Raw genomic sequence first — 17,877 nt, 5'->3', positions numbered from 1 at the left:
CAGCACCCTGGGCAGACGCCCCTAGCCGGCCCCCAGCACCTTCATCAGCCGGAGCGCGAGCTGGACCTCCAGCACCCGCTCCGGTGACTGCCAGTCCTCCCCCAGCAGGCTCGCCACCCGGTCGAGCCGCTGCACCACCGTGTTCACGTGCACGTGCAGCTCGTCCTTCGCCCGGCTGAGGTTCGCACCGCACGCGAAGTACGCGGTCACCGTGCGGACCAGTTCCGTGCCACGGCTCGCGTCGTAGTCCAGCAACGGCCCGAGGGTGGACCGGACGTACCCCGCGACATCGGCCCGGTCACCCAGCAGCACGCCGACGAACCCCAGGTCCGCCAACGTCCCGCCGGTGCCCTTCCGGTCGAGCTGGAGCAACGCCTTCAGGCACCGGACCGCCTCGGCGTGCGCGGCGGCCACCCCCTCGGGGCCGTGGGCCGGCCCACCGGACCCCACCGTCACCGGCAGCCCGACCGCCTTGCCCAGCACCCTCGCCGCGTCCTTCGCCGCGCACTCCAGGTCCGCCCCCGGCAGCACCAGCACCACGTGCTCGCCGTGCACGCCCGCCAGTCCGCGGCTCGCCGACGCGTGGTGGGCGGCGGCTGCCAGGAGCCGGTCACGCGGGCCGTCCGCGACCAGCACCACGTGGTCGGCCGCCAGCTCCACGCCCACCCGGCGGGCACGGGCGCGCAACGCGACCGAATCCACCGCGGACGTCAGCAGGTCGGTGATCAGCTCACCGCGCACCTTGTTCTCCGCCTCCGCCACCGTGCGGCGCAGGAGCAGCAGCAGTGCGGTGACGACGCCGGCGCGTTCGAACAGCCTGCGGTCCGCGTCACCGAGGTCCGGGCGGTCGGTGAGCGTGATGCTGCCCAGCAGCTCACGTCCCGCCAGCACCGCGCACACCCAAGTGCCGTCCTGCGGGATCGCCCGGCCGCTGGCACGGGACGCGTTGACCGCCGCACGGGGCGCCAGCGCACGCGTCGTGCCGATGCGGGCCAGCTCGCCACCGTCGTTGTCGTGCACGACGATCCCGCCGTCGAGCACCTTGGCCACCGCAGCCGCCACCTCGGGCACGTCCGCACCGCGCAGCACCAGGTCGGTGAGCCGGTCGTGCGCCTCCTCGGCCCGACGCATGGCCTCGTTGTGCGCGCGGATCGTCTCGCCCGCCGTGCGGGTCTCCTCCAGCAGGTGCGCGGTGTCCAACGCGATGGCCGCGTGGTCCGCCAGCGACGACAGCAGTGCCACTTCGTCGGGCGGGAACTGCCGTGGCGACCGGTTGGCCGCGTAGAGGACGCCGATCACCCGGCGGTCCAGCTTCAGCGGCACGCCCAGGATCGCGACCAGGCCCTCGTCGCGCACCGCCGAGTCGATCGGGCCGGTGTGGTTGAACCGGTCGTCGGCGAAGTAGTCGGCGGTCACGTACGGCTGCGCGGTCTGCGCCACCAGCCCGCCCAGGCCCTCGCCCATGCCCAGCCGGACCTGCTGGAACAGCGCGGAGATCGACCCGTCGGTGACCCGCATGTACGTGCCGCGCTCGCCGGGCTCGTTCATGCTCAGGTAGGCGATGTCCGCGCCCAGCAGCAGCCGGGCCCGCCGCACGATGGACCGCAGCACGGCGTCCGGGTCGCGCACGCCGGCCAGGTCGTTCGCGGTGTCGAACAGCGCTTCCAGTTCCGTTTCTCGGCGGCGGTGCGCGGTGAGCGTGCGGCGGATCTTCAACGCCCACTCCGCGGCGCGGGCGACCCGGTCCACCTCGCGGTCGGGCAGCCCCGCCGCGCGCGCCGCGGGGAGCACCGCCGCCAGCCGCTCGCTGCCCGCATCGGTCGCGAGCAGGTCGAGCAACTCCAGCAGGTGCTCCACCGCGTCCGCCTCGCTCATACCGTCATGCTCGCACCGACACCGGCTCGTTGTCGGTCCGGTCCAACGAGGTGCCCTTGGTCTCCTTCGCCGCCAGCACCGCGATCACGGTCAGCACGCACATCCCGACCACGTACAGGATGACCGGGAGCGTGCTGTCGTACGCCGCGAGCAGCGCGGTGGCGATGAGCGGGGCCACGGCGCCGGCCGCGATCGACGCGAGCTGGTAGCCGATGGACGCGCCCGAGTAGCGGACCTTCGTGCCGAACAGCTCGGAGAAGAACGCCGCCTGCGGCCCGTACATCGCTCCGTGCAGCACGAGGCCGACGGTGACGGCCAAGGTCATCGGGAAGAACGACTTGGTGTCCAGCAGCGCGAAGAACACGAACATCCACACGGCGATGCCGACCGCGCCGATCAGGTAGGTGGTGCGGCGGCCGATCACGTCGGACAGCGCGCCCCACATCGGGATCGTCACCAGGTGCACGGCCGAGGCGATGAGCACCGCGTTCAGCCCGGCTGAGCGCGACATGTCCAGTTCCGACGTGATGTACACCAGGATGAACGCGGTGATCACGTAGTACGACACGTTCTCCGCCATCCGGGCGCCCATCGCGATCAGCACCTCGCGCCAGTTGTGCCGCATGACGGTCACGATCGGCGCCTTCTCCTTGACCGCGCCCGCCGCCGCCTTCTGCTGCTCCAACTTCCGCTGCGCCTCGAGGAACACCGGCGACTCGGACACGCTCAGCCGGATCCACAGTCCGATCAGGACCAGCACGCCGGACAGCAGGAACGGCACCCGCCAACCCCACGACAGGAACGCCTCGTCCGTCTGCACGGCCGCCAGGATCGCGAGCACCGCCGTGGCCAGCAGGTTGCCCGCCGGTGCGCCCGCCTGCGGCCAGGAAGCCCAGAACCCACGTCGTTTCGCGCTGCCGTGCTCGGACACGATGAGCACCGCGCCGCCCCACTCGCCGCCCAGCGCGAAGCCCTGGACCAGGCGCAGCAACGTCAACAGCAGCGGTGCGACGAACCCGATCGTGGCGTACGTGGGCAGCAGGCCCATCGCGAACGTCGCCGCGCCCATCAGCACCAGGCTCAGCACCAGCAGCTTCTTGCGGCCCAGCTTGTCGCCGTAGTGGCCGAACACCAGGCCGCCCAGCGGACGGGCCAGGAAGCCGATCGCGTACGTGGAGAACGCCAGCAGCGTGCCGGTGAGCGGGTTCGCCGTGGGGAAGAACAGCTTGTTGAACACCAGGGCGGCGGCGGATCCGTAGAGGAAGAAGTCGTACCACTCGATGGTGGTTCCGATCATGCTTCCTATGACGACCTTCTTGAAGGACGCTTTCGGCTGCGGAGGGGCGGCGTTGGTCATGTCGGTCACCACTTCGTTGGGGTTGGGGGAACGAGGGGTTACTGGGCGGTCCAGCCGCCGTCGATCGTGAACGACGAGCCGGTGACGTGACCGGAGTGCGCGCCGCACAGCCACAGCACGACGGACGCCACCTCATCCGGCTCGACGAGCTGCTTGATGGCGTGCCGGGTGAGCAGCACGTCGGTCAGCACCTGGTCCGGCTCGATGCCGTGCGCCCTGGCCTGGTCGGCGACCTGGTTCTCGACCAGCGGGGTGCGCACGTAGCCGGGGCTGACGCAGTTGCTGGTGACGCCGTTCGGGGCGCCTTCCAGCGCGATGACCTTGCTCAGCCCTTCCAGGCCGTGCTTCGCGGTGACGTAGGCGGCCTTGAACGCGCTGGCCCGCAGGCCGTGGACGCTGGAGATGTTCACCACCCGGCCCCAGCCGCGCTGGTACATGTGCGGCAGCACGTGCCGGGTCAGCAGGAACGGCGCGGTGACCATGACCCGCTGGAGGAGCGTGAAGCGGTCGGGCGGGAACTCGTGGATCGGGGCGACGTGCTGGAGGCCCGCGTTGTTGACCAGGACGTCGACCTCGGTGGGCAGGTCGCGGGCGGGGTCGTCGACGGAGAGGTCGACCACGTGCTCGGTGCCGCCGATCTCCCGGGCCGCCTCGGTGACCGAGTCGCGGTCGCGGTCGACCAGGTGCACTTTCGCCCCGGCGCGCGCGAGGGCCGCCGCACACGCCCTGCCGATGCCGCTGCCGGCGCCGGTGACCAGGGCGGTACGACCGGACAGGTCGTCGCTGTGACCGGGAACACTCGTCATGGCCCGAAACGCTAGGTGAGCTGCGGTTCGCCGCCCATGTGAGCGGTCGCCACAACCTGTGCGCGGGAGGTGTGTTCAGCCGACAGTCGGTGTCGTGGTGATCGATTTGTTGAATACCGGGTGAAGCCGCGGTGCGTCCGTAGGTACGCTGCTTTGGCCCGTTCGGGGGACGAACCACGTCTTGGGGGTTACGAAGTGTCACTCACGCCGATCTACGACGACCTGCTGCGCGAGTTCGAGGGGATCATCCTCGTCAGCGAGGCCGCCGAGGCAGTGCAGGCGGCAGACGCGGTCCAGGCCGCCACGGACACGCCCGACGTCCCACCCGCACCGGCCGTCGCACCCGTCGTCGGACCCACGGCAGCCGTCACTCCCACGGCAGCCGTCGCGCGCACGCCGGTGACAGCACCGGCGGCACCCGCGCCGGTGGCCGCACCCGCGGCAGCCGTCGAGCGGGTCGTCACACCCACCGCAGCACCCGCGGCAGCACCCGGGGCGGCATCGTCCGCAGCGCCCACGGCCGCACCGACGGCGGCGGCCGCACCGGTCACCAGGCAGGTCGTCATGCAGGCCGCCACGCAGGTCTTCAAGAAGATCACCGCGGACGTCCGGGAGCCCGCCCCGACCGCCACGCCGCAGACTGCTGACGCGTCGTGAGCGTTGGACTCGGAGGTCCGGAACGTAGGACACGGGTGTCCCGAACGTAGGACTCACGCGTTGCGGGTAGGACTCACGCGGACGGGCCGCCGGGTGTGAAGCCCGGCGGCCCGTTCTGCGCGCGATCAGCGTGTGAGGAGCTACTTCGCCGGAGGCAAGAGCTCGGCGGGGACGGGTTCGTCCTTCTCCAGCGCGCCGAAGAGGGCCAGCGCCTTCTCCTGGTCCCACTTCACGACGGACCCGGCGCCCGGCACGGTCGGCGTGCCGCCCACCGGCACGGTGACCGTGTCCACTCCCCCGCCCATGGCGAACGCCATGCCGGCCAGGTGGTGCAGGTGGTCGTCGGAGTTCACCGAGATCGAGTCGGTGCTCGCGAACAGCAGCGGGAAGGCGCGGAACGGGTTGGCCAGCGTGCCGAAGCTCGTCGCCTTCTCCGACAGCGCCGCGAGGAACTTGCGTTGGTTCTCCACCCGCTGCAAGTCGGCCGTGGCGAACGCCCGCGACCGGACGAAGCCCAGCGCCTGCGCGCCGTCCAGCTCCTGGCAGCCCGGCTGGAGGTCGAGGCCCGCCAACGGGTCCTGCATCGGCGCGTCGATGCACATGTCCACGCCGCCGATCGCGTCCACGATCCCGGCGAAGCCGCCGAAGCCGATCTCCATGTAGTGGTCGATGTGGATACCCGTGGCGCCCTCGACGGTCTGCACCAACAAGGACGGGCCGCCGAACGCGAACGCCGCGTTGATCTTGTTCTGGCCGTTGCCCGGGATGCCCACGTAGGAGTCCCGGGGGATGCTGACCAAAGTGGACTTCCCGGAGCCCTCCGGGATGTGCAGCAGCATGATGGTGTCCGTGCGGCGACCGCCCGCGTCACCTGTGGACAGCGTGGCCTTCTGCTCCTCGCTCAGGTCGTCGCGCGCGTCCGACCCGACGAGCAGCCAGTTGGTGCCCGGTGTGTCGGCCGGCCGGTCCGGGTAGTCGGCCAGCGCGTCGATCCGGCGCAACGACGAGTCGACGTAGACCCACATGCCGATCGAGAAGGCCAGCAGCAGCACCAGGACGACGGCGACGATCCGCCCGAACCTCGGCTTGCGGCGCTTGGGCACCGGACGTCCTCCAGCCTGTCGGTACGCGGCCTGCTGATGGGGACCGCCTCGCTGGTACCCGGCTTGGGGGTACCCGCCTTGTTGGTAGCCGCCCCGGCCACCACCACCCTGTCGGGGACCACGCTGCTGGGGACCGCGCTGCCGCGGCTGCCCACCCTGCTGATACCCGCCCTGCTGGTACCCGGCGCTCATCAAGCGACCCCGTCCGTGTGTCGGTCACTGCTCGCACCTAAGGACGCGGTGCGCTCCGAGAGGTTGCCACCCTAGTGCTCGGGTGGCAGCACGAGGGCGGCCAGCAGGCGGTCCAGCTCGGCCTCCGGGTCGTCGGTCAGGCCGGTGTGCGCGGGCGAGGTCTGGATGATCGTGCTGCGCGGGGCGGTCAGCCACCGGAACCGCTGTCCGGGCGACGTGCGCGACACCGGGCCGGCCTTGGCCGCGCCGTCGCACGACAGCCCCAGGTGCTCCAGGCTGGCCCGCAGCACCTCCACGTCCAGGAACGGGTCCAGCGCCAGCAAACGCCGCTCGTCCACGTGCACGCGGGCGCCGAGGAAGTCCAGCGCCGAGCAGTAGACCAGCACCCCGACGTTGACGCACTCGCCACGCTCCTGCCGCGGCACGGCGCGCAGCACGGCGTACTCAAACACGTGCGGCACGAGCGGCCTCCAGTGCGTCGACCCACGTCCGCGGCGCGGCCAGGCGGGCGGTGAAGAACGACTCGTACGCCTCGCGCACGGCCTGCGGGGTGCCGAACGTCTCGTCCTGCTCCAGCCACGGGTCCGGCACCAGCGCCAGCACCTCGCGCACCAGCGCGGGCGTGACGAGGGCGGTCAGCTCGGCGTCCACCTCGGCCAGGCCGTCCGCGAACGGCAGCATCAGGTGGTCGGCCGCGTCGAACCGGTACGTCGCCGCCGGGAACCGGTCCGGCCGCCAGGAGTGGTGGAAGTACAGGGACGCGCCGTGGTCGATCAGCCACAGCTCCCGGTGCCACAACAGCGTGTTCGGGTTGCGCCAGCTGCGGTCCACGTTCAGCGTGAGCGCGTCGAGCCACAGCAGCCGGGTGGCGAGGTCGGCCCCGGGCTCGCGCACCACCGGGTTGTAGTCGAACGAGCCGGGCAGGTAGTCCAGCCCCAGGTTGAGCCCGCCGCTGGCCTTCAGCAGCTCCTGCACCTCCTGGTCCGGCTCCGACCGGCCCAGTTCCGGGTCCAGCTCGACCAGGACCAGCTCGGGCACCCGGAAGCCGAGGCGGCGGGCCAGTTCGCCGACCACGATCTCGGCGATCAGCGCCTTCACGCCCTGGCCGGCGCCGCGGAACTTGACCACGTACATGCCGAGGTCGTCGGCTTCGACCAGCCCCGGCAGGGAACCGCCCTCCCGGAAGGGCGTGACGTAGCGGGTGGCGGCGACCTGGCGCAGCCCGTCGGTGGGTTTCACCCGGGCATCATGGTCAATCAGCCGCCGCCGACGCCAACCGATAACGCCGCCCCCGACCGGGTGCGCGGCCGTCGTGGACCGGCCCGGCCGTCGCCCCACCCGCCCGCGACCCGGTCCCCGAGCTGCCCGGAGCCGCGCTCGAAACCACCGGCGGCAGGGTCGCCGACCGCGAGAGACCCGGTGGCGAGCCGTTCGGAGGTCAGCCGCCGGGTCGGGTCGCCCGACGCAGCCATCGCCGGGCGAACCCGCGAGCGGTGAGTTCGTGCCCCTACGAAGCCGCCGCGGTCAAGGCCGGGAGGTAGCCGTGTTCGTGACCGGCCCGGTTCGGGTGGTACGACCGGTCGATGGGGATCAGCACCAGGCCGTTCATCCACGGGTCGTCGGAGCACACGCCGTGCCGGTCGAACGCCTGCCGCACGTCGGCGAACCCGAACCCGACCGCGTGCGCCCGCGCCGCGGTGACGTCGGCCATCAGGTCGGCCGCCCGGTTGACCGCCTGCCGCTTCGGCTCGCTCATCAGGCACCACGTCTCGTACGAGAACAGCCGCGGGTAGCCCAGCACGACCACCTTGGCCGACGTCCGCTCGTCCACCTCGCCGTACAGCTCGTCCAGTCGGCCGGGCAGCTCGTCGCGGATGAACCGCTCCGCCGTGGCGACCCGCTGCACGCACTCGTCGTCGCCGCCCGACGTGCAGGTCGTCATGACCTCCGCGAACCCGGCGTCGTTGCCGCCGGCCGTGATGGTGACCAGCGTGGTCGACGGCTTGATGCGCTCGGCCTGCCGCGCCACGTCCGCCGTGCGCGCGCCCGCGCAGGCGGCCAGCACCACCGACGCGCGGTTGCGTTCGGCCCACAGCTTCGGGAAGGCGTGCGGGCTCTGCCGGCACGAGTCGGCAGCCTCGTTGCCGGCGCCGGTGCCCGCCGCGTAGGAGTCACCCAGCGCGACGAGCTCCGGCGCGGCCGGGGCGGGGGTCAGGGCCATCACCATGGCGATCGCGATCATGTTCATGACCCAATGGCGTACCACTGTGGACAGTGCGATCGGTGAAAGTTGACCCGTCGGGGTTTAACCCTTCAGTGTCTTGCCCTCGACGCCTCACCCTTCAGCGCCCATCCCTTCAGGGGCTCATCCCTTGAACGCGACGCAGACCGCGATCGGAGAGTCGAAGGTGGCGACCTGGCGCAGCGTCCCGGTGGAGCGGTGCACCGCGAACGTGGTGATGTTGTTCGAGTTCTGGTTCGCCGCGAGCAGGAACCGGCCGGACCCGTCGAGCGTGATGTGCCGGGGGAACCGGCCGCCCACCGGCGTGGTCTCGACCAACCGCAGCTCCGCGCCGCCGCGTTCCACCGCGAACACCGCCACGCTGTCGTGGCCCCGGTTGGACAGGTACGCGTTCCGGCCGTCCGGCGACACCAGGATCCCGGCCGGGTAGTTGCGCGGCGTGGTCGGCGCGCCGGCGGGCAGCGTGCTCACCTTCGGGCCGGGCGTGAGCACCCCGCGGTCGTAGGCCGCCACGACGATCGTGGAGTCCAACTCGTTGGCGATGTACGCGTACTTCCCGGACGGGTGGAACGCCAGGTGCCGCGGCCCCGCCCCGGCGTGCAGCCGGGCCGACCCGACGGACGTCAGCCTGCCGTCGTCGCCCAGCCGGTAGCTGAAGACCGAGTCGGCGCCCAGGTCGACCGCCAGCACGAACTCGCCGGTCGGGTCGGGCACCACCTGGTGCGCGTGCGGCCCTTCCTGCCGGTCCGGGTCAGGCCCCGCGCCCTCGTGCACGACGAGGTCGGTGCGCTCGCCCAGCCCGCCGTCACGCCGCACGGGGTGCACGGACACGCTGCCCGAGCTGTAGTTCGCCGCCAGCAGGAACCCGCGGTGCAACGCCAGGTGGCACGGGTCGGCGCCGCCGGTGCTCTGGCTGTTGATCACCTTCGGCACGCCGTCCGCGCCGACCTCCAGCGCCGTCACCGCACCGTCGGACTGCTCGTTGACTGCGTACAGCCGGCGGCCCTCGGCGATCACGAACGACGGGTTCGGCACGCCCTCCACCACGCCGGTGGCCCGCAGCCGCCCGGTCGCGCCGTCGTAGACGCCCAGCCCGATGCCCGTGCCACCGCCCTCCCACGACGTGTAGGTGCCCAGGTAGACGGGGACCTCCGCCCTGGACCCGTGCTCCGGCCGATCCGCTCGGGCGGCACCCTCGGTCATCAACAACCCCGCTCCCACACCAACGGCCCCCAGGAACCGACGCCTGTCCACACCCACAGCGAACCTCCGCTCAGACCGCCCGCGGCGAGTCCCACAGTGGCGTGGACCACCGCGAACAAGCAATAGGCGCAACGAAGATTGCGTTCAGCGCAACGGGTCGGACTCCCGGAGCCGTGCCAACTCGACCACCGGATCGTACGAGGGCTGCGGGTAGCTGGGCGTGAGGTCGCGCAGGGCCTCCAGGAGCAGCCGGGCCACCACCCAGTTCCGGTACCACTTGCGGTCCGACGGCACGGTGAACCACGGCGCGGTCGGCGTCGAGCACTTGACCAGCGCGTCCTGGTAGGCGAGCTGGTACCGGGAGAACTTGGCTCGCACCTCCAGGTCGGCCGGGTTGTACTTCCACCGCTTCAGCGGGTCCTCCAGCCGGGCCAGGAGCCGTTCCCGCTGCCGTTCCGGCGAGATGTGCAGGAAGCACTTGACCATCGTGACGCCCTCGGCGGCCAGCTCGGCCTCGAACGCGTTGATCTGCCGGTACCGGCGGCGCCACTCGGTCGACGGCACGAGGTTGTCCACCCTCGCGATCAGCACGTCCTCGTAGTGCGAGCGGTCGAACACGCCGATGTAGCCGGGCAGCGGGACCTGGCGGCGCACGCGCCACAGGAAGTCGTGCCGCAGCTCGGTGCGGGTCGGCTTCTTGAACGAGGAGATGTGCAGGCCCTGCGGGTTGACCAGGCCGGCGACGTGCCGGATCGTGCCGCCCTTGCCGGAGGTGTCCATGCCCTGGAGCACCAGCAACACCCTCCGGTGGCTGCCACCCGTGCCCTCGGCGTACAACGCCTCCTGGAGCCCGTCCAGCTCCTCTCCGATCTGCGGCATCTCCTCGGCGGCCTCGGCCTTCGACTGCGGGCCGACCGGCGTGGCGGCCGGATCGACCTTCGCCAGGTCGAAGTCCTCCGGGCGCACTCGGAAGGCCTCGGACACCGACTCAACCTGCGGGGACTTCTTCACCATCGTCGGAGGGTAGCCGGGCGATCATGGCTTCACCCGCTGCGCAACAGATCGCCGCCACGATGGGCAATTTGCGCAATGAAGACGGCGGACGCGCAACACCTGGCGGATGAAATCGCTGGCACAAGCCCCCTAGCCTGGTGACATGACCGCCACGGCTCCGTTCACCGCAGGGCACGCCGCTCCGACCTCCCGGCAGTTCATCGCGCTCGACGAGGAGTGGAGCACGCACAACTACCACCCGCTGCCGATCGTGATCTCGCACGGCGAGGGCGCGTGGGTCACCGACGTTGAGGGCCGGCGGTACCTGGACTTCCTGTCCGGCTACTCCTCGCTCAACTTCGGCCACCGCCACCCGGACCTGGTCGCCGCCGCGGTCGAGCAGCTGGGCCGCGTCACGCTGACCAGCCGCGCGTTCCACCACGACCAGTTCGGCCTGTTCTGCCGCGAGCTGGCGGAGCTGACCGGCACCGAGATGGTGCTGGCGATGAACTCCGGCGCGGAGGCCGTCGAGTCGGCGATCAAGGTGGCCCGCAAGTGGGCCTACCAGGTGAAGGGCGTGCCGTCCGGCACCGCCGAGATCGTGGTCGCCGGGTCGAACTTCCACGGCCGCACCACCACGATCGTCTCGTTCTCCACCGACGACACCGCCCGCGACGACTTCGGCCCGTTCACGCCGGGGTTCAAGGTCGTGGAGTACGGGTCGCTGGACGCGCTGCGCGACGCGATCACGGATCGGACGGCGGCCGTGCTGCTGGAGCCGATCCAGGGCGAGGCCGGCGTGGTCGTGCCGCCGGCGGGGTACCTGGCGGGCGCGCGGGCGCTGTGCGACGAGCACGACGTGCTGCTGATCGCGGACGAGATCCAGTCCGGTCTGGGCCGCACCGGCGACCTGCTGGCGCTGGACCACGAGGGCGTGCGCGCCGACCTGTACACGCTGGGCAAGGCGCTGGGCGGCGGCATCCTGCCGGTGTCGGCGGTGGTCGGCAGCCGAGCGGTGCTGGGCGTGCTGCGGCCCGGTGAGCACGGGTCGACGTTCGGCGGGAACCCGCTGGCCTGCGCGGTCGGCCGGGCCGTGGTGCGACTGCTGGCGACCGGCGAGTTCCAGCAGAGGTCCCGTGAGCTGGGTGACCACCTGCACGCGCGGCTCGGCGAGCTGATCGGGCGCGGTGTGGCCGAGGTGCGCGGGCGCGGCCTGTGGGCGGGCGTCGAGATCGCGCCCGGCGGACCGCGCGGGCGTGAGGCGTCGGAGGCGCTGGCCGGACTGGGCGTGCTGTGCAAGGAGACCCAGGACACGACCCTGCGCGTCGCTCCCCCGCTGGTGATCACGCGCGCGGAGCTGGACCGCGGCGTCGACGCCATCGGCGAGGTGTTGAGCACGGTGTCCGATTGACCTGCCTCCGGTAGGTCCTGCGTGCTCGCAGGTCACAGACGTGTCGAGGTCGGTGTGTCCGGCGGCCTCGCCACCCATCATTACCCCATGGGAGAACTCAAGCGGGCTCAAGCGGCCGTCGCGCTGGGACAGTGGGTCGAACCCGAGGACGTCCTGGCGCGCGGTCGCGAGTTGCGGGCGGCGGTGGGCCACGAGGCGCACCGCCGGATGCCGCTCGCACCGGACCGGCCGGCCGTGCCCGAGTTCGTGGACGCGTCCAGCGAGGGCAGGCTGCCGGAGCTCGTGCCGTTGCGGGTCGGCCGGATGCTGGCCTCGCCGTTCGCCTTCTTCCGGGGCAGCGCCGGGCTGATGGCGGGCGACCTGGCCGTCGGCGCGCGCAGCGGGCTGGAGGCGCAGCTGTGCGGTGACGCGCACGCGGCGAACTTCGGCCTCTACGGCACGCCCGAGGGCGAGATCGTGATGGACGTCAACGACTTCGACGAGACGCTGCCCGGCCCGTGGGAGTGGGACCTGAAGCGGCTGGCGACGTCGCTGGTGCTGGCCGGGCGGGAGGGAGGCGTGTCCGAGAAGGGCTGCTGGGACGCCGCGTCCGACGCGGTGCGCGCCTATCGGGGCGCGGCGCGCCACCTGGCCGAGATTCCGTTCATGGAGTCGTGGAGCGCGCTGGGCGACGAGTCGGTGCTGAGCAAGTCCAAGGCCGACGACCTGGTGGACAACTTCAGCAAGGCGGCGTCGAAGGCGCGCAAGAACACCAGCGCGCGGGTGGCGGCGAAGTGGACCCGGCGCGAGGGCGAGCACATCCGGTTCGTCGCCGATCCCCCGGTGCTGACCCGGATCTCCGAGTCCACCGCGCAAGACGTGGTGGACGCACTTCCGTCCTACGTGGACACCCTGCGCGAGTCCCGGTACAACCTGATCATGCGCTACAGCGTGTCCGACGTGGCGTTCCGGGTGGTCGGCACGGGCAGCGTGGGCTGGCGCAACTACCTGGTCCTGTTGCACGGCAACGGTGCGGAGGCGCTGGTGCTGCAGGCGAAGGAGGCGCGGCCGTCGGCGCTGGCCCCGTTCCTCGACTCGCCTCCCGTGAAGCACGAGGGCAAGCGGATCGTGCACGGGGCCCGGCTCGTGCAAGCGGAGACGGACATCCTGCTCGGCTGGACCACGATCGAAGGGCGGCCCTACATCGTCCGGCAGTTCCGCAACCGCAAGGGCGAGATCGACGCGACCGCGTTGAAGCAGGACGCCCTGGACGACTACGGCCGGCTCGCGGGCGCGCTGCTGGCCCGCGCGCACAGCCGCTCGGTGGACCCGCGGCTGCTCGCCGGGTATTGCGAGGACGGCGAGGAGCTGGACGAGGCGATCGCCCGGTTCGCGCGCGACTACGCCGACCGGACCGCCGCCGACCACGAGGCGCTGGCCAAGGCCGTCAGGTCCGGACGGCTGGCCGCCGAAGTCCGATGACCTGCCTGGCCACCAGGAACAGCACCACCGCGTTCAGCACGTGCCAGAAGTAGTGCGTGCCGCTCGGCCAGGCCTCGCACAGGGGCTGGTCGAGCGTCCGCAGGGTCACCGACACCAGGAACACGGCGGCGGCCGACGCGAGGTCGTGCCACGGCATCCCGCGGACCACGGCGACCACCGTGACCGCCAGCAGGGCCAGGAACGGCGCCAGGTAGATGCCCGAGCCGCCGGGGACCATCGAGCCGACCGGCGCCGTGGCGACCGCGAACAGGACGAACGCGGGCGCGGCCAGCCAGGCGAACGCCCACCGGAGGCCCAGGTAGTGGTGCGCGAACACGATCAGGTACCAGATCACGTAGACCGCGATGAAGCCGACGTCGAACAGGTTGGTGAGCGTGTCGGCCACCGTGTGGAAGCTCAGGCTGCCCAGCCCGACCAGGGCGAGCAGCACCGGCAGCGCCCGCAGGCTCTTCGACTGCGGGCGGTGGCGCCACCACAGCACGGCCGCCGCGACCAGGAAGGCCGCGTTGCTCACCGCGTTGAGCGGTTCGGCCCAGAGACCGGGTGCCAGGCGTTCGCAGTACGCGTCCACGTCGTCCACGACCGGAGTTCTACCGCGCCGGGGTGAACGCCAGGGAATGCCGGTGCGGGACGGTGCCGCTAGGTTGGCCCGTGTGGAGTGGATCGGGCTGATCAGGCACTGCGAGAGCAGCGGCAACGTGGCGTGGGAGGCCGTGGAGGCGGCCGGTCACGAGGTGGTCGACCTGCCGGAGCGCGACGCGGACGTGCCGCTGTCCGCCGAAGGCGAGCGGCAGGGCCGGGCGCTGGGCCGGTGGTTCGCCGCCATGCCGCGCGAGCAGTGGCCGGACGTGGTGGTGTGCTCGCCCTACCTGCGCGCCCTCGACACCGCTCACCACGCCCTGCCCGGCCATCCCCGGAGCCGGGTGGACGAACGCCTGCGCGACCGCGAGCTGGGCGTGTTCGACGTGCTGACCAAGCACGGCGTGGCCCGGCGCTACCCGGAGGAACCGGCCCGCGAGCGGCGGCTCGGCAAGTTCTACTACCGGCCGCCGGGCGGCGAGTCGTGGGCGGACGTGGCGTTGCGGCTGCGGTCGCTGCTGCGGGACGTGGACGGGCGGCGGGTGCTGCTGTTCGGGCACGAGATCACCGCGTTCCTGCTGCGCTACCTGCTGGAGGGCCTGCCGGAGCGCGACCTGACGGCGTTCGCGCGGAACACGGTCGTGCCCAACGGCTCGCTCACGTCGTGGCGGCGCGAGGACGGGCTGTGGGTGCTGGAGTCCGAGTCCGAGACCGGTCACCTGGTCGAGGAGGGCGCCGAGCCGACGAAGTCCGAGGACGTCGCGACCCGGACGGCCTGAACCGCCAGGCCGCGACGGCCGCCGCGTGCGCCGTCGCGTGGACCGTCTGCCTGGCCGGAACCCGCACAGCGTTCGCGTTCGGCAGCCATGGTTACCGCGCCCGCTTGACCCGCGTCTCGTCCCACACCGGCTCGTTCACCTCGACCACCTCGCCGTCCGACCGGAACAGCAGGAACCGGTCGAACCCGCGCGCGAACCAGCGGTCGTGCGTGACGGCCACGACCGTCCCGGTGAACCCCTCCAGCGCGTCCTGCAACGCCTCGGCCGAGTTCAGGTCGAGGTTGTCGGTCGGCTCGTCCAGCAGCAGCAGCGTCGCGCCGGACAGTTCCAGCAGCAGCACCTGGAACCGCGCCTGCTGCCCGCCGGACAGCGTCTCGAACCGCTGGTCACCCTGCTTGCCCAGGCCGTAACGGCTGAGCACGGCCATCGCCGCGCCCCGGTCCCGTCCCGCGCGGCCGTCCGAGCCGTGCCACAGGATGTCGACCAGCGTGCGGCCGATCCACTCCGGGTGCTGGTGGGTCTGCGCGAACAGACCCGGCACCACTCGCGCGCCGAGGCGGCACACGCCGGTGTGGGCGACGTCCCCGCCGCCGAGCAGCCGCAGGAAGTGGCTCTTGCCCGACCCGTTGGAGCCCAGCACCGCCACCCGGTTCTCGAAGAAGACCTCCACGTCGAACGGCTTCATCAGGCCGGTCAGCTCGAGGTTCTGCACGGTGATCGCCCGCACGCCGGTGCGCCCGCCGCGCAGCCGGGGCGTCACCTTCTCGTCCGTCGGCAGCTCCGGCGGCGGGCCGGCCTCCTCGAACTTCTCCAGCTTGGCCCGCATCACCCGGTACTTGGCCGCCATCACCTCGCTGATCCGGGCCTGGATCTGGAGCGTGCGGACCAGTTCCTTGAGGTGGTCGTGCTCCTCGTTCCAGCGGCGGTGCAGCTCGGCGAGGCGTTCGATCCGGGCCGCGCGGGCGGCGTGCCAGGTGCCGAACGAGCCGGGGTGCGTCCACGCCGAGTGCGCCTCCACCGTGACCACGTGCGTCGCGGCGACGTCGAGGAGTTCCCGGTCGTGGCTGACCAGCAGGACGGCCTTGCCGGTCTCGCGGAGCCGGTCCTCCAGCCACCGCTTGCCCGGCACGTCCAGGTAGTTGTCCGGCTCGTCGAGCAGCAGCACCTGCTCCGGTCCGCGCAGCAGCGCTTCGAGCACCAGGCGCTTCTGCTCGCCGCCGGAGAGCGTGCGCACCTCGCGGAACCGGGCCCGGTCGAACGGCACGCCCAGGGCGGCGACGGTCACGGTGTCCCACAGGACCTCGGCGTCGTACCCGCCGACCTCGCCCCACACGGTGATGGCGTCGGCGTACCGCATCTGGGCGGGCTCGTCGTCGGTCTCCATGAGCTGGAGCTCGACCGCGTCCAGCGCCTCGGCGGCGGCCCGCAGCGGCGCGGGTGACGCGGCCAGCAGCAGGTCGCGGACGGTGCTCTCGTCCCGGACGGAGCCGACGAACTGCGGCATCACGCCCAGGCCGCCCTGCACGCGGACACTGCCCGCGGTGGGCACCAGCTCGTTCGAGAGGATGCGGAGGAGGGTCGTCTTGCCGACGCCGTTGGCGCCGACCAGCGCGACCACGCTGTTGGTGCCGACCTTGAACGACACGTCGCGGAACAGCTCGCGTCCGTCGGGCAGTCGGAAGGCGAGGCCGTTCGCGTCCAGGAATCCCACCCGCGCATGGTCGGCCATGACGAGGTCCGGTGGCCAGCGGATTTGGCCTCATCCGGAAGGTGTGACGGAAGGCATTGCGCGGAGGGCATCGCGCGGAGGGCAGGCGCGCACCATCGCCACGCGGCTCGGCTGGACCGAACGCGGGCGACCGGGGAGCCGCTCAGCGCCAGGTGAAACCGCGCATCAGCAGGAGGACCGCGCCGAACCCCAACGAGGCCAGGGCCGGACCGAACGCCCCGAGGAACAGCAGCAGCACGCCCAGGACGGTGAACGTCGCCACGAGCGCGTAGCTGAGCACCGGGTGCCGAGGTTTGCCGGCGACGAGCGCCGAGGCCAGGCCCGGCTCTTCGTCCGCGAGTCTGCTCTCGATCTCACTCAGGGTGCGGCGTTCCGCTTCGCTCATCACGGCGGTGGGATACCCGGCGCCCCATCGGCAAAACCACCGCTGAGCGGGGGTTTAGCGGAGAGAAGTCACCGCGAGAGCGCGACGAGTCGGGATACCGCCCGCAGGTACTTCTTGCGGTAGCCGCCACGCAGCATCTCGGCCGTGAACAGCTCCGACAGCGGCTCCCCCGACACCGCCACCGGGATGTCCCGGTCGTAGAGCCGGTCGCCGAGCGCGACGAGCCGCAACGCGACCGCCTGATCGGGTGCGGGCCGAACGTGGCGCAGGTGCACGGCGGTGACCCCGTCCACCAGCCGGCCGTAGCTCGACGGGTGGATCCTGGCCAGCGCGTCGCACAGGTCGGCGAAGTCGTCCAGCGTGCTGCCCGGCGTGCTCTCGGACTTGGCCAGCAGCTCCTCGTCGGCCATCGGCGCCGGCGCGTCGGGCAGACCCCGGTGGCGGTAGTCGGGGCCGTCCACCCGGACCACGGTGAACTTCGCCGACATCGACTGGATCTCGCGCAGGAAGTCGGCGGCGGCGAACCGGCCCTCGCCGAGCTTGTCCGGCAGCGTGTTCGACGTGGCCGCGACCGACACGCCCGCCGCGGTCAGCTCCTTGATCAGGCGGGTGACCAGCATCGTGTCGCCCGGGTCGTCCAGCTCGAACTCGTCGATCGCGAGGAGCTCGTGCGACGACAGCCGCCGCACCGTCTCGCCGAACCCGAGCGCGCCGACCAGGTTGGTCAGCTCCACGAACGTGCCGTACGCCTTCGGGCCGGGCACGGCGTGCCAGATGGAGGCCAGCAGGTGGGTCTTGCCGACGCCGAACCCGCCGTCCAGGTAGAGGCCGGGCTTCGCGGCGCCCTCGTCGGAGCGCTTGAACAGCTGCCCCAGCCAGCCTCTGCTGCCATCCTCGGAGACGCGTTCGGCGAACTCCCGGCACGCCCGCACGGCCGCCGCCTGGCTCGGCTCATCCGGGTTCGGCAGGTAGGTGTCGAACCGGACGGCGTCGAAGCGCGGCGGCGGGACCATCGCGTCCACCAGCTCGGCCGCGGCGACGTGCGGGATCCGGTCGGACAGGCGCGGCGGGGCGGACATGCCCG

The 17,877-nt window shown here is 71.9% G+C and carries 18 protein-coding genes; 4 read left to right on the top strand and 14 right to left on the bottom strand.

Features of this window, described 5'->3' with window-relative positions; all coding sequences use genetic code 11:
- Window positions 1–21: 21 nt before the first annotated feature.
- From ACRAKI_RS09010 to ACRAKI_RS09000, 3 genes are read right to left on the bottom strand one after another with little or no spacing between them, the layout of a single operon-like run.
- Window positions 22–1,875 (bottom strand): helix-turn-helix domain-containing protein, encoded by a 1,854-nt coding sequence (locus tag ACRAKI_RS09010; protein ID WP_447006595.1) that lies wholly within the window; start codon window positions 1,873–1,875, stop codon window positions 22–24.
- Window positions 1,876–1,879: 4 nt separating this feature from the next.
- Window positions 1,880–3,232, bottom strand: a complete 1,353-nt coding sequence (locus ACRAKI_RS09005; protein WP_447006594.1) for an MFS transporter — start codon at window positions 3,230–3,232, stop codon at window positions 1,880–1,882.
- 38 nt (window positions 3,233–3,270) lie between these two features.
- The gene (locus tag ACRAKI_RS09000; protein ID WP_447006593.1) at window positions 3,271–4,038 is read right to left on the bottom strand and encodes a 3-hydroxybutyrate dehydrogenase; all 768 of its coding nucleotides are present in this window, start codon (window positions 4,036–4,038) and stop codon (window positions 3,271–3,273) included.
- A 195-nt stretch (window positions 4,039–4,233) separates the two neighbouring features.
- On the opposite strand from ACRAKI_RS09000, the gene ACRAKI_RS08995 reads away from it, so the two are divergent.
- Window positions 4,234–4,695 carry a hypothetical protein gene (locus ACRAKI_RS08995; protein ID WP_447006592.1) on the top strand — a complete coding sequence of 154 codons (462 nt, stop codon included), beginning with the start codon at window positions 4,234–4,236 and terminating at the stop codon, window positions 4,693–4,695.
- Window positions 4,696–4,835: 140 nt separating this feature from the next.
- Here ACRAKI_RS08995 and ACRAKI_RS08990 read toward each other — a convergent pair whose 3' ends face one another.
- The 7 genes from ACRAKI_RS08990 to ACRAKI_RS08960 form a co-directional block, all read right to left on the bottom strand.
- Window positions 4,836–5,798 (bottom strand): LCP family protein, encoded by a 963-nt coding sequence (locus tag ACRAKI_RS08990; protein ID WP_447006591.1) that lies wholly within the window; start codon window positions 5,796–5,798, stop codon window positions 4,836–4,838.
- 263 nt (window positions 5,799–6,061) lie between these two features.
- On the bottom strand, window positions 6,062–6,451 hold the full coding sequence (locus ACRAKI_RS08985; protein WP_447006590.1) for a DUF3037 domain-containing protein: 390 nt from the start codon (window positions 6,449–6,451) through the stop codon (window positions 6,062–6,064).
- A complete protein-coding gene (locus ACRAKI_RS08980; protein ID WP_447006589.1) occupies window positions 6,435–7,229 on the bottom strand; it encodes a HipA family kinase in 795 nt (264 codons plus the stop codon). Before ACRAKI_RS08980 ends, ACRAKI_RS08985 begins: the two co-directional genes overlap by 17 nt.
- A 17-nt stretch (window positions 7,230–7,246) precedes the next feature.
- Entirely contained in the window at window positions 7,247–7,462 is a 216-nt protein-coding gene (locus tag ACRAKI_RS08975; protein WP_447006588.1) for a hypothetical protein, read from the bottom strand.
- Window positions 7,463–7,497: 35 nt separating this feature from the next.
- Complete coding sequence (locus tag ACRAKI_RS08970; protein ID WP_447006587.1) at window positions 7,498–8,238, bottom strand: SGNH/GDSL hydrolase family protein; 741 nt, start codon at window positions 8,236–8,238, stop codon at window positions 7,498–7,500.
- A 117-nt stretch (window positions 8,239–8,355) separates the two neighbouring features.
- Window positions 8,356–9,435 (bottom strand): lactonase family protein, encoded by a 1,080-nt coding sequence (locus ACRAKI_RS08965; RefSeq protein WP_447006586.1) that lies wholly within the window; start codon window positions 9,433–9,435, stop codon window positions 8,356–8,358.
- Between the two features lie 144 nt (window positions 9,436–9,579).
- Window positions 9,580–10,449 carry a PPK2 family polyphosphate kinase gene (locus ACRAKI_RS08960; protein WP_447006585.1) on the bottom strand — a complete coding sequence of 290 codons (870 nt, stop codon included), beginning with the start codon at window positions 10,447–10,449 and terminating at the stop codon, window positions 9,580–9,582.
- A gap of 142 nt (window positions 10,450–10,591) precedes the next feature.
- On the opposite strand from ACRAKI_RS08960, the gene rocD reads away from it, so the two are divergent.
- Window positions 10,592–11,839, top strand: a complete 1,248-nt coding sequence (rocD, locus tag ACRAKI_RS08955) for an ornithine--oxo-acid transaminase (protein WP_447006584.1) — start codon at window positions 10,592–10,594, stop codon at window positions 11,837–11,839.
- 87 nt (window positions 11,840–11,926) lie between these two features.
- The gene (locus ACRAKI_RS08950) at window positions 11,927–13,300 is read left to right on the top strand and encodes a DUF2252 domain-containing protein (protein ID WP_447006583.1); all 1,374 of its coding nucleotides are present in this window, start codon (window positions 11,927–11,929) and stop codon (window positions 13,298–13,300) included.
- Here ACRAKI_RS08950 and ACRAKI_RS08945 read toward each other — a convergent pair.
- Window positions 13,266–13,901 carry a hypothetical protein gene (locus tag ACRAKI_RS08945; RefSeq protein WP_447006582.1) on the bottom strand — a complete coding sequence of 212 codons (636 nt, stop codon included), beginning with the start codon at window positions 13,899–13,901 and terminating at the stop codon, window positions 13,266–13,268. The genes ACRAKI_RS08950 and ACRAKI_RS08945 overlap by 35 nt on opposite strands.
- Before the next feature lie 73 nt (window positions 13,902–13,974).
- Between ACRAKI_RS08945 and ACRAKI_RS08940 the strand changes: the two genes are divergently transcribed.
- Window positions 13,975–14,679, top strand: coding sequence for a histidine phosphatase family protein (locus tag ACRAKI_RS08940; RefSeq protein ID WP_447006581.1), 705 nt, complete (start codon window positions 13,975–13,977; stop codon window positions 14,677–14,679).
- A gap of 91 nt (window positions 14,680–14,770) precedes the next feature.
- On the opposite strand, the gene ACRAKI_RS08935 is transcribed toward ACRAKI_RS08940, so the two are convergent.
- The 3 genes from ACRAKI_RS08935 to zapE form a co-directional block, all read right to left on the bottom strand.
- Complete coding sequence (locus ACRAKI_RS08935; protein WP_447006580.1) at window positions 14,771–16,408, bottom strand: ABC-F family ATP-binding cassette domain-containing protein; 1,638 nt, start codon at window positions 16,406–16,408, stop codon at window positions 14,771–14,773.
- A 142-nt stretch (window positions 16,409–16,550) separates the two neighbouring features.
- A complete protein-coding gene (locus tag ACRAKI_RS08930) occupies window positions 16,551–16,793 on the bottom strand; it encodes a DUF3040 domain-containing protein (protein ID WP_447006579.1) in 243 nt (80 codons plus the stop codon).
- 68 nt (window positions 16,794–16,861) lie between these two features.
- Window positions 16,862–17,872, bottom strand: coding sequence for a cell division protein ZapE (zapE, locus tag ACRAKI_RS08925; RefSeq protein WP_447006578.1), 1,011 nt, complete (start codon window positions 17,870–17,872; stop codon window positions 16,862–16,864).
- Window positions 17,873–17,877 lie beyond the last annotated feature (5 nt).

The sequence above is a fragment of the Saccharothrix isguenensis genome (assembly GCF_052936305.1).
This window is presented reverse-complemented; position numbering and strand designations above follow the sequence as displayed.